At 62.1% G+C, this 13,746-nt stretch carries 12 protein-coding genes; 6 read left to right on the plus strand and 6 right to left on the minus strand.

Annotated elements, in window-relative coordinates:
• The 4 genes from holA to Q1J79_RS10935 all read right to left on the minus strand — a co-directional run.
• On the minus strand, window positions 1-650 hold a 650-nt coding region (holA, locus tag Q1J79_RS10920; RefSeq protein ID WP_367182981.1), incomplete at its 3' end, for a DNA polymerase III subunit delta.
• The gene (gene lptE / locus Q1J79_RS10925; RefSeq protein ID WP_300300120.1) at window positions 647-1,144 is read right to left on the minus strand and encodes an LPS assembly lipoprotein LptE; all 498 of its coding nucleotides are present in this window, start codon (window positions 1,142-1,144) and stop codon (window positions 647-649) included. The genes lptE and holA, both read right to left, overlap by 4 nt.
• A 19-nt stretch (window positions 1,145-1,163) precedes the next feature.
• A complete protein-coding gene (gene leuS / locus Q1J79_RS10930) occupies window positions 1,164-3,731 on the minus strand; it encodes a leucine--tRNA ligase (RefSeq protein ID WP_300300122.1) in 2,568 nt (855 codons plus the stop codon).
• Window positions 3,732-3,820: 89 nt separating this feature from the next.
• Complete coding sequence (locus tag Q1J79_RS10935) at window positions 3,821-4,402, minus strand: DUF3576 domain-containing protein (protein WP_300300124.1); 582 nt, start codon at window positions 4,400-4,402, stop codon at window positions 3,821-3,823.
• A 140-nt stretch (window positions 4,403-4,542) separates the two neighbouring features.
• Here Q1J79_RS10935 and Q1J79_RS10940 point away from each other — a divergent pair, with 140 nt between their 5' ends.
• From Q1J79_RS10940 to Q1J79_RS10955, 4 genes are all read left to right on the plus strand, one after another.
• Window positions 4,543-5,439 carry a methyltransferase domain-containing protein gene (locus tag Q1J79_RS10940; protein ID WP_300300126.1) on the plus strand — a complete coding sequence of 299 codons (897 nt, stop codon included), beginning with the start codon at window positions 4,543-4,545 and terminating at the stop codon, window positions 5,437-5,439.
• Between the two features lie 319 nt (window positions 5,440-5,758).
• Window positions 5,759-6,943, plus strand: coding sequence for a porin (locus tag Q1J79_RS10945; protein WP_300300128.1), 1,185 nt, complete (start codon window positions 5,759-5,761; stop codon window positions 6,941-6,943).
• 270 nt (window positions 6,944-7,213) lie between these two features.
• Complete coding sequence (locus tag Q1J79_RS10950) at window positions 7,214-8,386, plus strand: porin (RefSeq protein ID WP_300300130.1); 1,173 nt, start codon at window positions 7,214-7,216, stop codon at window positions 8,384-8,386.
• 190 nt (window positions 8,387-8,576) lie between these two features.
• Window positions 8,577-9,830 carry a porin gene (locus Q1J79_RS10955; protein WP_300300132.1) on the plus strand — a complete coding sequence of 418 codons (1,254 nt, stop codon included), beginning with the start codon at window positions 8,577-8,579 and terminating at the stop codon, window positions 9,828-9,830.
• Window positions 9,831-9,946: 116 nt separating this feature from the next.
• Here the strand turns inward: Q1J79_RS10955 and ubiB are convergent, their stop codons facing one another.
• Window positions 9,947-11,521, minus strand: a complete 1,575-nt coding sequence (gene ubiB, locus Q1J79_RS10960; RefSeq protein WP_300300134.1) for a 2-polyprenylphenol 6-hydroxylase — start codon at window positions 11,519-11,521, stop codon at window positions 9,947-9,949.
• A 13-nt stretch (window positions 11,522-11,534) separates the two neighbouring features.
• Entirely contained in the window at window positions 11,535-12,323 is a 789-nt protein-coding gene (gene ubiE, locus Q1J79_RS10965; protein WP_300300136.1) for a bifunctional demethylmenaquinone methyltransferase/2-methoxy-6-polyprenyl-1,4-benzoquinol methylase UbiE, read from the minus strand.
• 65 nt (window positions 12,324-12,388) lie between these two features.
• Here ubiE and mutM point away from each other — a divergent pair, with 65 nt between their 5' ends.
• Complete coding sequence (gene mutM / locus Q1J79_RS10970) at window positions 12,389-13,213, plus strand: bifunctional DNA-formamidopyrimidine glycosylase/DNA-(apurinic or apyrimidinic site) lyase (RefSeq protein WP_300300138.1); 825 nt, start codon at window positions 12,389-12,391, stop codon at window positions 13,211-13,213.
• Window positions 13,214-13,284: 71 nt separating this feature from the next.
• Complete coding sequence (locus Q1J79_RS10975; protein ID WP_300300141.1) at window positions 13,285-13,716, plus strand: hypothetical protein; 432 nt, start codon at window positions 13,285-13,287, stop codon at window positions 13,714-13,716.
• Window positions 13,717-13,746: the final 30 nt, after the last annotated feature.

Consider the following 13,746-nt stretch of genomic DNA (forward strand, 5'->3'; position numbering starts at 1 on the left):
TCATCGAGGAACAGCGACGAGCTGTCGCCGATCACCGCCTCGCAATCCTCCAGGCCGATCGGCGTGGTGTCATCGCCCTTGTACAGCAGCAGCTTGGCGATCTCGCCGCGCGTGACCATGCGGTCGGTGCCCAGGTTGTCGAGCAGGTATCCCATCGCTTCCGGCGCGATCTTCTTGCCGGCCTCGCGCGCCATGTCTTCGATCAGGCCCTGCAGCGCGCGCTGGTCATCAGCATAGCAGCCGATGGCGACCGCCAGGTCGGATTCCTCGAAGGCGCCACGCAGCGATGAGCGTGCTGCCAGCTCACCGGCCTCGACGACAACCAGCGTGTCGCCGACCATGGACTCCAGAAACGACTCGAACAGCTTGGCGTTGCGGTCTCCGGCGCCTGACACCATGACGACGCGGCGCCCACCGGTCAGCGCGATCGCGGCGGCTTCATCGGCCAGTCGCGCGGGATCATCCTGCAATTGCGCGCCAGTCAGGCTGGTCACAAGGAAGGGATCATTCAAATCCGCCACCACGCTTCTTGCAATCGCCTTGGCGCGTTCGCGGATCATGCCGGCATCGCTGCCGAACAGCAGAACCGCGCGGATATCGGGGCGCGGGCGCCTGACGAAGCCCTCGACCTCGCGCGTGGCCAGTTTCATGGCTGGCGTGGTTGTGGCTTTGGTTTGAACTGGTCGCGGCCGAAATAATTGGCCAGGCGGATGCGGATCTGCTCGGCGGCATCGCGCAGGGCGCGTTCGCGGGCATTCTTCTCGCTGATCAGATTGGAATAATCGGCAACCGTGAGATTGTAGGAAGCCTGGCTGCTGATTGAAAAGGATGCCAGGGGGGAGCCGGTCTGGTAATCCCGCAGGAAGGTGGAAACGGATATTTGCAGGTTGTTTCGAGTGATCTCGTCGCTGCGCGTGACGAAAACCGAGCCGACGGATTCGGTGATCCGGTAGTCAAGGATGTAAAGCGGGCGCTCCGGGCTGCCCTGCGGCGTCACCATGTCCAGCAGGTGATTGCGCAATTGCTGGCTGATGCGGTCCTCAGGCTGGGCGATGCTGATCTGGGTGAATTGCGGCACGGCCTCGCCGGGACCGTTCTGGCGATACAGCGGCTTGAAGCCGCAGCCCGCAAGGGCAGCGGCCACCAGCAGAATACAGAATGGCCTAGACCACGACATTGACGATCCGGTTCGGCACGATCACCACCTTGCGCACGGGCTTGCCGTCGATGGCACGCTGCACATTGTCGTTGGCCAGCGCCAGTTTTTCCAGCGCCGTCTTGTCCATATCGCGTTCCACCTCGATGGTGGCCCGCAGCTTGCCGGCAACCTGCACCGCCACTGTCACGGTATCGTCGCGCACCAGCTCGGCCTCGGCCACCGGCCAGGGCTGCTCCAGCAGCAGGCGATCATGCCCCAAAGCCTGCCAGATTTCCTCGGCCAGATGCGGCACCATCGGTCCGATCAGCTTGGCCAGGGTCTCCAGCGCCTCGCGCCGCGCCCAGGCGGTGGCGGCATCCTCGCCCTTGGCCGCTTCCAGCAGGTTGGCAAATTCATGCACCCGCGCCACGGCCTTGTTGAAATGGAACTGCTCCAGGTCGCCGGTCATGGCCGCGATGCTCTTGTGCAGGGCGCGGCGAAGTTCCAGCGCGGCGCCAGTGAATTCGGCGGGCTTGGGCGCGGCCTTGTCGGCGATGGGGCCTTTTGGTTCGGACACCAGGCGCCACAGACGCTGGGTGAAACGCCAGGCGCCCTCGACGCCGGATTCGCTCCATTCCAGGTCGCGTTCCGGCGGCGAGTCCGACAACATGAACCAGCGCGCGGTATCGGCGCCATACGTGTCGATGATCAGGCCCGGGTCGATGACGTTCTTTTTCGATTTCGACATCTTCTCGGTGCGGCCGACGCTAACGGGTTCGTTGGTGCGGATATGCACCACCTTGCCGCCATCCTTCTTCACATCGGTCGGCATCAGCCAAGCGCCGGAGGCATCCTTGTAGGTCTCGTGACAGACCATGCCCTGGGTGAACAGGCCGGCAAACGGCTCGCCGCTGGGCAACGATACATGGCCGGTATCGCGCAGGGCACGGGTGAAGAAACGCGAATAGAGCAGGTGCAGGATGGCATGCTCAATGCCGCCGATATACTGGTCGACCGGCAGCCAGTAATCGACTTCCGCCTTCACCATCGGATCGTCGGCGCGCGGGCTGCAGAAGCGGGCGAAGTACCACGAGCTGTCGACGAAGGTGTCGCAGGTGTCGGTCTCGCGCCGCGCTGCCTTGCCGCAGGTCGGGCAGTTCACATGTTTCCAGGTCGGGTGATGGTCCAGCGGGTTGCCCGGCCGGTCGAAGGTGACATCGTCCGGTAATTGCACCGGCAGGTCTGCTTCCGGCACCGGCACGATGCCGCAGGATTCGCAGTGGATCACCGGGATCGGGCAGCCCCAGTAGCGCTGGCGCGACACGCCCCAGTCGCGCAGGCGGAAGGTGACGGTGCCTTCGCCGGACTGCAGCTCTTCCAGCCTGGCAATCGCGGCGCGCTTGGCCGCCGTGACATCCAGGCCGTTGAGGAAACCGGAGTTGATCGCCACCGTGCCATCGGTATCGGTGAAGGCCTCGGTGCCGATCTCCAGCGACGCTTGGCCTTTGGGGGCGACGACCGCTTTGACCGGCAGATCGTATTTGCGGGCGAAATCCAGGTCGCGCTGGTCGTGGCCGGGGCAGCCAAAGATGGCGCCGGTGCCGTATTCCATCAGCACGAAATTCGCCACATAAACCGGCAGGGTCCAGGCCGGATCGAAGGGATGGATGGCCTCCAGCGGAATGCGGTAGCCCTTCTTCTCGGCCTTTTCCAGCTCGGCTTCCGCCGTGCCGGTCTGGCGGCATTCCTCGATGAAGGCGGCCAGCTTCGGGTCGGTCTTCGCGGCCTCGGCGGCGAGCGGATGATCGGCCGAGATGGCGACGAAGCTGGCGCCGAACAGGGTGTCGGGCCGGGTGGAATAGACCTCGATCTTGTCGCCTCGGTTTTTCAGCGCGAAGGAGAAGCGTGCGCCTTCCGACTTGCCGATCCAGTTCTGCTGCATCAGCCGCACGCGTTCGGGCCAGCGGTCAAGGCTGCCCAGGGCCTGCAGCAGGTCGTCGGCATAGGCGGTGATCTTGAGGAACCATTGCGACAGCTTGCGGCGTTCGACCACGGCACCCGAGCGCCAGCCGCGGCCATCGATGACCTGCTCGTTGGCCAGCACCGTCTGGTCGACCGGGTCCCAGTTGACGAAGCTTTCGCGGCGGTAGATCAGGCCGGCTTTCAGGAAATCGAGGAACAGCTTCTGCTGGTGCTTGTAATAACCCGGATGGCAGGTGGCGAGTTCGCGGCTCCAGTCCAGCGACAGGCCCATGCGCTGCAGCTCGGCGCGCATGTTGGCAATGTTGTCGTAGGTCCAGGCAGCCGGATGCACCTTCTTTTCCTGAGCGGCATTTTCCGCCGGCAGGCCGAAGGCATCCCAGCCCATGGGATGCAGCACGTTGAAGCCGCGGGCGCGCTTGTAGCGCGCCACCACGTCGCCCAGCGTGTAGTTGCGCACATGGCCCATATGGATGCGTCCCGAGGGGTAGGGAAACATCTCGAGCACATAGTATTTCGGCCGGGCCAGATCAGCCTGGGCACGGAAAGCCTGGCGTTCATCCCAGATGGCCTGCCACTTGGTTTCGACCACCTTGGCATTATAGCGGGACATCGTTCATCCACTCGACTTGCGGGCAATCGGATGCGGGCGCCCGGTTGCCGGAGACAGTTTTATATGGGGAAGGCGATGGCTGGCGCGGATCAGCGCCGGGCCTCGGCCTCCATGCGGAATTCGCGGGCGCGCTGCAGGATGGCGTTTTCCATGGTGGTCGCCGTATTCGCCGCCGCCGCCTGGTCGACCCAGCTGTCGCCCTGGCGCACCTGGCGGAACACGCCTACCCGCAGACCATCAGCCCGCAGCGAACGATCCAGAATATAAACGGTGACCTTGAAACGCTCGCCAGGCGTCTGCGGCGGCACATACCAGTCGGTGATGATCACGCCGCCAAAGGGATCCGCCGAGGTCAGCGGCATGAAGGACACGGTATCCAGGCTGGCCCGCCACAGATAGCTGTTCACGCCGATACCGGAGCCGGCTCCTGATTCAGGCTTCTTGTTGCCATCACCAAGGAGATTGAGGCCGCCAGGGCCAAATACGCTTTGTCTCCCGCTTGTGGGCGCCGGATCGTAGGTGCCATATTGATTTTTTTCAGGGAAATAGGTTTGAGTCTGACCGTCACCCGGTGCGGAGCAGCCGCCGAGACCGAGCAAGAGGACTGCTGCAGCGCAAATATGCGCAGCTAAATAGAAAATACGAAGTGAAATCGGACGCAGAGCAGCCATTATGGCCTCCTCAAACTCTCTAATCAGGTCTGATGCGGTTCAGGTTAGTTTGAGATATCATAATTCATTGTAGGGTCCAATCGTCGGGTATTGGATCAAAGCATTGTCCAACATCCCGAAAAGCCTTAGCCCATCTATTAATGTTGCCGCCTCCGTCTGCCATTGACACCCTTTTCCAACAAGCTTGGGCAGCCCAAACCGCTGGCCGTGCCGAAGAAGCCGCGGCGATTTACTGCCGTATTCTGGCTAACAGTGAGCATGCCTCGGCTTGGTTAGGGTTGGGGCAATGTTATCTTGACCTGAAGCAGACGACAGAGGCCTTGGCCGCCTTTCGCCAAGCGGCTGTCCATATGCCGGATTCCGGGGCGATTCGCCACATGGTCGATATGTTGGCCGGCACCCGGGTGCCTGATAGGGCACCAGATGATTATGTACTATGGGTGTTTAATGGCCATGCTGAAAGCTTCGACGCTCACCTCACTGCGCTGAATTATCGGGGACCGGAGATGATTGCCACCTTGGCCGGCCGGGCTTGGCCACGCCGGCCTGATCGGGCAATTCTGGATCTTGGTTGCGGGACGGGCTTAAACGGGCCAATCTTTCGCGAATGGGCAAGTCGGCTTGATGGAGTGGATTTGGCGCCGCGCATGCTACAGCAGGCGGCCCGGCGGGAAGTTTATGATCAATTATACAAGGCAGAAGTGCACACTTTTCTGCGGCACCATCCATATCGTTACGATGCGATCCTATCGACCGATGTATTTATCTATATTGGGCGGCTGGAAGAATTTTTTGATCTTTCTTATCAAATGCTTAATGAGAATGGAGAAATTCTGTGTACAATTGAACTAAATAATAATGATCAACCTGTTCAATTGATGTCAACTGGACGATTTCGGCAGAGTGACTCCTATATTTGTAAGGCTGCCACAGCGGCCGGCTTCGCGATTGTGGGGATTGTTGATAATACACTGCGGATCGAACAAGGACAGCCTGAGCGTGGGCGGGCTTACCATTTTGTTCGACAGACGAAATAACGACTTTTGATGGCATTTAATAGCTGTTGTTAAGTTATTGTTTATGAAGTGTTATTTGAGATATGGCTTTTCTGGGGCGGAATTTCTAAATCGCTGATAAATAATAAAAAATCCAGAATCCAGCGGTACTGTGGCGACAATGCAACACGCGCGGCAAAAGCGCAGTGAGAAATGCCACTTTTATTGACACTTGTAGGGCGGTAATGGCTTCATCCTAAATGATCATTCGGCTCTGCAAGGCTGATTGTTCTGCCGGTCGTCGGCGTTGTTGGCGGCGAGGCATTGCAACCCAAATCCCGGTGGGAGAGGAAAGAGGAACATGAAGAAGACGCTGCTTCTGCAAACCGCGCTCGTTGCGGCTGCTGGCCTGTTCGTGGCCGACGTTGCTTCGGCGCAAACCAAGGCCACGCCGATCGGCGTGACCGTCGGTGGTTACTACACCTCGTTCTATAAGGTGCAGGATCGCGATAAGGCCGCGAATAACGCGGGCAACACCGACCAGTCGACCCAGGCTCTCGGCCAGGACGCCGAAATCTGGTTCAACATCCGTGGCGTGCTCGACAACGGCACCGTCATCGGTGGCCGCGTCGAGTTGGAAGGCACCACTTATGCTGACCAGATCGATGAAACCTATCTCTTCGTCGAGAAAGCCGATATCGGCCGTATGGAAATCGGTGCTACCGATCGCGTGACTGGCAAGATGCTGTATTTTGCCCCGAACGCGCTTCCTGGCCACTCGACTACGGTCAACTCCGAGTATTCGGCTGCTAATGTTCAGCCTCTGATGTGGTTCTCCAATTCGGGCCACGACAATGAAGGTATTAACCTCTATACCGCTTCGAACCGCTACTTTGGCTCGAAGACTGGTAAGGGCCTGCAGCTCGGCGTGTCGTATGTTCCGAACGGCTGCCAGGACTTTAGCGGCTGCGCCGGCGGCTTCTCGTCGACTGCCGATGCCGGTCAGTTGTCGCAGCAGTTTGCGGCGGCCGCCAACTATATCGAATCGTTCGGTTCGGTTGATGCAGCTCTGTATGCCGGTTACACCACTGCCCACATCGAAGGCACGCTGGGTACCGGTGTGACCGATCCGCGTCAGGATGGCTGGCAGGTTGGCGCGCAGTTCACCTACAACGTAGGCGATGGTTCGACTGTGCAGTTGGGCGGTGGTTACAGCGCCGAAGATGTGGGTCGTGATGCTGACTCGACTGCTTCGGGTGGCGTGATCAAGGATCGCAAGGCTTACTCGGTTGGCCTGCGCTATCTGACCAACGGTGCCGCGCCCGGATCGGTTGGTATCGGTGCTGAGTATTACAATCGTAAGGACGATCTGACCACTGCGGGTACTGAAGACAAGCTGAACTACTACACCCTCGGCGTTACCTACCAGATCGCTGCTGGTATGCTGACCTTTGCGGGTGTTGGCGTTTCGGATGCCAAGTATGCGGCCGCTACGAACGACCCGAAGCAGACCTTCGGCGTCGTTGGTCTTGCTCTGAACTTCTAATTCGACCTATTTGGTTGGAGGGAAAGGGGCGGGGAAACCTGCCCCTTTCTTTTTATATGATTGTCCCCACTGCTGATTTGTGATTGCCATCACATTGTCTTGTGCTTCTGCGGCCACAGCGCCGCATGAACTACAGGCCGCATATTTTTCCTATGTTTCCCGTGATTGCCGTATGGGTTCGGCTTCCGCATGATGCCGCCACAAAATGGGGTGCGAAGAGGTTCGTCCTTCGACGCTGACAAGCTCCAACATAGTGGAAGGACATTCCAGATGAAAAAGACTTTGCTGCTCCAGACCGCGCTTGTTGCGGCTGTCGGTTTGTTCGTGGCCGACATTGCTTCAGCGCAGACCAAAGCCACGCCGATTGGTGTGACTGTCGGTGGTTACTATCAGTCATTCTATAAAGTACAGGATCGTGATAAAGCGGCCCAGACTGATCAGTCGAGTCAGGCGCTCGGCCAGGACGCAGAAATCTGGTTCAACATCCGTGGCGTGCTCGATAATGGCACCATCATTGGCGGCCGCGTGGAGTTGGAAGGCACCACTTATGGTGACCAGATCGATGAAACCTATCTCTTCGTCGAAAGGGCTGATATCGGCCGTATGGAACTCGGCGCTACCGATCGCGTCAATGCTAAAATGAATTACTTCGCGCCAGATGCCTTCCCGGGCCATGGCACGACTTCTCAGTCGGAATACGCCGCATCGGTCATCCAGCCGCAGATGTGGACAGTAAATCACGGCAACGACAGCGAAGGCATCAATCTCTACACCGCCTCGAATCGCTACTTCGGTTCGAAAGCTGGGAAGGGTCTGCAACTCGGTGTGTCTTATGTCCCGAATGGTTGTCAGGATTTTGGCGGCACCTCAGCCTGCGCCGGCGGATTCTCGTCGACCGCCAATGATGGCCAACTGTCGCAGCAGTATGCGGTCGCAGCGAACTACATCGAGTCGTTCGGTCCGGTCGATGCGGCGCTGTACGCCGGTTATAATAGCGTGCATATCGAAGGCACGCTGGGCGCCGGCGCCACCGATCCGCGCCAGGATGCCTGGCAGGTTGGCACTCAGCTGACCTACAATGTCGGCGATGGTTCGAGCGTCACTCTGGGTGGCGGTTACAACAACGAGGATGTCGGTCGTGCTGCCGGCTTCTCCAGCGCCACCGTCACCAAGGAGCGCGAATCCTATACCGTCGGCCTGCGCTACCTGACCAACGGTGCCAATCCGGGTTCGGTTGGTATCGGTGTCAACTACTACACCGGTGAAGACAAGAACTTCAACGGCACCAAGGACGAGCTCGATTACTACGCGCTCGGCGTGACCTATCAGGTTGCCAAGGGCGTGCTGAGCTTCGCCGGTGCCGGCGTCACCGATGCCGAACTGTCGGCTGCCGAGGATCCGAAACAGACTTTTGGCGTCGTCGGCCTGCGTCTCGACTTCTGATCCGGATTGGATTCTGAAACGGGAAGGGGGCGGGGCAACCTGCCCCCTTTTCGTTGCCGGCCCGTCTCTTGCAGCCTTGTGTTCATTCCCGGCGTTGACTTGTGGGGCTGGCGCTCCATAGTCGGGTGTAGGCCGGACCACAAGGTCATTCTTCGGCACAGATCAGGCACCTTCAGGAAGGAGCTACGGCATGAAAAACGCTTTCCTGCTCCAGACCGCACTCGTGGCAGCGGCTGGCCTGCTGGTTGCCGGTGTCGCAAATGCCCAGACCAGGGACGTGCCGATCGGCGTCGCGGTCGGCGGCTACATGACCCATGTCTTCAAGATGCAGGATCGCGACGACCGCCCGACGCAGCGCGATGCCGGTTCGATCGCCTTCGGGTCGCCCGATGCCGAGATCTGGTTCAGCATCCGCGGCGTATTGGACAACGGCACCGTCGTCGGCGGGCGTATCGAGCTGGAGGGCCAGACCGAGAGCGACCAGATCGACGAGACCTATATGTTCGTCGAACGCAGCGACATCGGCCGCATCGAGCTGGGATCGACGGATCGGGCCGCGTCCAAGATGGTCTATGGCGCGCCGATTGCCATTCCCGGTTACGGTACAATCGATCCGACTGGTGCGATTTCGGTTACTAACACCCCGGCCGGCGCCCGCACCAGCGGCAATCTGACCAAATTCATCAGTGTCGACGACAATCAGGGCGTCAACCTGTATACTTCGGCGAACCGCTATTTCGGCTCCAAGGCAGGCAAGGGTCTGCAGTTCGGCCTATCCTATACGCCCGACGGCTGCCAGGATTTCTCCGGTTGTGGCGGCGGTTTCGGGTCGACCGCCAACGCCGGCCAGATCTCGAAGGCCTACACCGCTGCCGCAAACTATCTCGAGTCGTTTGGTCCGGTCGATGTAGCTGTTTTCGGTGCCTACAACCGCTTCTCGGTTGAGGCCGACAGTGCCGGCAGCGCCACCAACGGTTCCGCCACCGTGTTCAAGTCGAGTGGTCTCGACGGTTATGCCGCCGGCACCACGCTGACCTACAACATCGGCGACGGCTCGTCGGTCCAGCTCGGCGGCGCCTACAAGCGCGAAGAGATGGGCGTCACCCGCAGCGGCGACGACAAGCGCAACGTCTACACCGCCGGCCTGCGCTACCTGACGGCCGGCACCACGCCGGGTTCGATCGGTCTGGGCGTCGATTTCGCCAAGACCAAGGCCGACCAGGGTAACATCGCCGGCACTGCCGTCGGCGGTGAAGACGAATACACCTGGTATTCGGCTGGCCTGACCTACCAGGTCGCGACCGGCATCCTGCTGTTTGGTGGTCTCGGCTATTACGAGTATGACGACGCGATCAGCGCCGGCACCGTGGTCGCCGCCACGACCCAGGCCGATAACGATTCCAAGGCGACCTTCGGCGTCGTCGGCATGCGCCTCGACTTCTGATCCTGCGATCAGGATCGGAATGCATCGTTTTGGGAAGGGGCCGGGCAACCGGCCCCTTTTCTCTTCTCTTTTCTCTTTTTTGTTTTCCGTTTGGTTTGGGCCAGTCCGCCAGCGGTTCAGTCCGCCAGCAGCAGCGCTGCGGCCAGCAGGGCGGCGATGCCGGCCCAGATGCTCCACAGCAGTGGCCGCTGACGTTTCGCCGCCGCCGTCGCCTGGGCTTCGGCCAGCAGCGCCAGGCTGTCGCGGCTCAGCCGCAATCCGCCTTCCGCATTGGCCGCCGCCAGCGCGTCCAGCCCGTCGAGGATCGTCGGCAATCGGCGCAGCGCATCACCCAGCGCATCACCCGCCTCGCGCAGGCGCGCCGCCGGCCCAAGATTGTCGCGCGCCCAGTCCTCGATCACCGGCCGCGCCACCTCCCAGAAATTGATCTCCGGATCGAGGCTGCGCGCCACGCCCTCCACCGTCACCATCGTTTTCTGCAGCAGCAGCAGATGCGTCTGCGTGCGCATGCCAAAGGTCTCGGTGATCTGGAACAGCTGCGCCAGCAGCCGGCCGATCGAAATCTCGGTCACCGGCCGGTCGAGGATCGGCTCGCCGATCGAGCGACAGGCCTGAGCAAACGCGTTTACGTCGCGGTCGCCCGGCACATAACCGGCCTCGAAATGCACTTCCGCCGCGCGCCGCCAGTTGCCGGTCAGGAAAGCGCCCAGCATTTCGGCCATGAAGCGCCGTGTCTTCATGTCGAGCCGGCCCATGATGCCGAAATCCACCAGCTCCAGCCGGCCACCCTGCCCGGGCGAGACAAACAGGTTGCCGTGATGCATGTCGGCATGGAAATAGCCGTCGCGCAGAGCCTGCTTGAGGAAGACGCGGATCACCCGCGCGGCAATGTCGTGCAGCTCCAGGCCGGCATCCTGCAGGGCCGCGCGATCCTCGATCGGGATGCCGGCAATGCGCTGCACCGTCATCACCCGGCGCGCCGTGCGCTGCCAGTCGATCGCCGGCACCAGGACGTCGGCGTCGTCGCGGAAATTGTCGCGCAGCTCGCCGGCGGCGGCGGCTTCCAGCCGCAGGTCCAGCTCGATCGCCACCCAGTCGCGCAAGGACGCCACCACGTCGCGAGGGCGCAGCCGGTCCAGGCCGGCCACATGCCGCTCGGCGGCCTCGGCCAGCCAGGCAAACAGCGCCAGGTCTTCGGCAAAGGCGGCCTCCACGCCGGGTCGCAGCACCTTCACCGCCACGGCTTTGCCATCGCTGGTCTCGGCCAGGTGCACCTGCGCCACGCTGGCCGCCGCCACCGGCTCAGTCTCAATATGGGCAAACAGGGTTTCGGTCGGCGCGCCCAGCTCGGCTTCGATCACGGCTTTGGCTTCGGCCCAGGGAAACGGCGGCAGCTTGTCGCGCAGCCGGCCGAGATCCCCGGCCAGGGTGGCGCCGACCAGATCGGGTCGCACCGAGAGCACCTGGCCCAGCTTGATGAAACTCGGGCCCAGATCGCTTAAGGCCGCGGCCAGCCGCTCGCCTTCGCGCAGATCCGGCCTCCGACGGCCGAACAGCGTCTGGAACAGGCCCAGCATGCTGCGGGCGCCGGCACCGACTGGTGCCTCGCGCAGCAGGAACAGCGCATCCTGGCGGGCGAAGCAACGGCCGATGGCAAACAGGCGGAGCAGGTGGCGCAGGTCGGTCAGCACGGTTGGGTCAGTCTCAGATGCGGCGGGCCGAATGCAAAGCAGCGATGCCGCCGGTCAGATCGCGCACCATCACATTGCCGAAGCCGGCTTCCAGGATCATGGCGGCGAAAGCCTCCTGGTCGGGGAAACGCCGGATGCTTTCCACCAGATAGCGGTAAGACTCTTCGTCCTTCGCGATCAGGCCGCCCAGCTTGGGCAGCAGATTGAAGCTGTAGGCATCATAAAGCTTCGCCAGCGCCGGATTGCGCACGGCCGAGAATTCCAGGCACAGGAAACGACCGCCGGGTTTCAGTACGCGATACGCCTCGCGCAAAGCGGCATCGATATGGGTCACGTTGCGGATGCCAAACGCGATGGTATAGGCGTCCACGCTGCGGTCCGGCAGGGCCAGTTTTTCGGCATCCATGCAGGCCCAGGCCAGATTGCGCAGGCGGGCGGGATGCTGCGCGCCGGTATCGATGGCGCGGTTGCGACCCTGCTCCAGCATGGCGGCGTTGATGTCGGCCACCACCACGCGGGCCCTGGGCGCCCGCTCGACGATGCGGAAGGCGATGTCGCCGGTACCGCCGGCCAGGTCCAGAACGGTCATCTCGCCGCGGGGGGCGAGCCAGTCGATCATGGCCGCTTTCCACAGGCGGTGGACGCCGCCTGACATCACGTCGTTCATCAGGTCGTAATTGCCGGCCACCGAATCGAACACGCCGCGCACCAGTTTCGCCTTCTCCTGTTCCGGCACGGTCTGGAAGCCGAAATGGGTCTGATTTCCCGAAGCGTTTTCAGTCGGTTGAGTCTGATCGGTCATGGCGGGGCCGACCATAGCCGAAATGGAGCCGTCACGGTATAGAGACAGCCCAGAGGATCCACGCCATGCCCGAATTGCCCGAAGTGGAAACCACGCGCCGCGGGCTGGCGCTCAAGCTGGAAGGCCGGCGCATCGCCCGCATCGAGGCCCGCCGGCCCGACCTGCGTTTCCCCCTGCCGAAGCATTTCGCGAAAACCATCCAGGGCCGCCGGGTCGAGGCGCTGGAGCGCCGGGCCAAATACATCCTGATCCGCCTGGAAGGCGGCCTGGTCTGGATCATCCATCTGGGCATGTCGGGCCGCATGGTGCTGCGGGCCGGCTGGCCGAACGATATCGGCCCGCATGACCACGTGATCTTCGCCACCGACGAGGGCTGGGCTGCCACCTTCAACGATGCCCGCCGTTTCGGCATGATGGACCTGGTGCCGGCCGGGAAACTGGCCGAGCACCGCCTGCTGGCGGGTCTGGGGCCTGAGCCGCTGGACGATGCCTTCACCCCCGCCGTGCTGGCCGCCGCCCTGAAGGGCAAAAAAACCCCGATGAAGGCGGCCCTGCTGGACCAGACCGTGGTGGCCGGCCTGGGCAACATCTATGTCTGCGAGGCGTTGTTCCGCGCCGGCATCGACCCGAAACGGCTGGCCGGCACGGTCAAACCCGAGCGGCTGGCCAAGCTGGTGCCGGCGATCAAGGCGGTGCTGCGCGAGGCGATCAAGGCCGGCGGTTCCAGCCTGCGGGATTACGTGCAGTCCGACGGCGAACTGGGCTATTTCCAGACCCGGTTCAAGGTCTACGACCACGAAGGCGACCCCTGCCAGGTTTGCGGCGCCCCGATCCTGCGCATCGTGCAGGCCGGCCGCTCCACCTTCTACTGCCGCCGCTGCCAGAAATAGGGCTTTTCCGGGCTGATTCGGGTCCGTCCCGGCACTTCCAAAACCCGCCCCGACCTGCCAAATTCCCGGCCATGTTCCGCCCCGGCTGGAGACGTCGCCCGGTCCCGGCGCTAGCTGCACTTGTCGTCATCGGCTTAAGCCTTGGCGGTCTGTCGCTGGCGGGGATTCGTGCAAGCATCTCAGGGGCCTGGGCTGCTGATCCACGGCCCACCGCCGGTTTCCTGTCGATCGCTGAAGACGTGCCGCTGATGCCGGGCCTGGCGGAAAGCCCGGATGCCGCCACGGTGTTCGACAAACCCGCCGGCCGCATCGCCAATACCGAAGCCAGGGGTGCCGTCGCCGCTGCCGCCGTGCGCCAGTTCTATGCCGCCACCCTGCCGCAGCTTGGCTGGGAAACCCTGGCGCCGGAACGGTACCGGCGCGAGGCCGAGCAACTGCGGCTCAGTTTCACCGGCCGCGACGGGGCGCTCACCGTGCGCTTCGAGTTGCTGCCCAACCAATAAACCGTCCGCTACATCACGCTCCAGAGGAAA

This window comes from Ferrovibrio sp. (assembly GCF_029255545.1).
Taxonomy (GTDB): Bacteria; Pseudomonadota; Alphaproteobacteria; order Ferrovibrionales; family Ferrovibrionaceae; genus Ferrovibrio.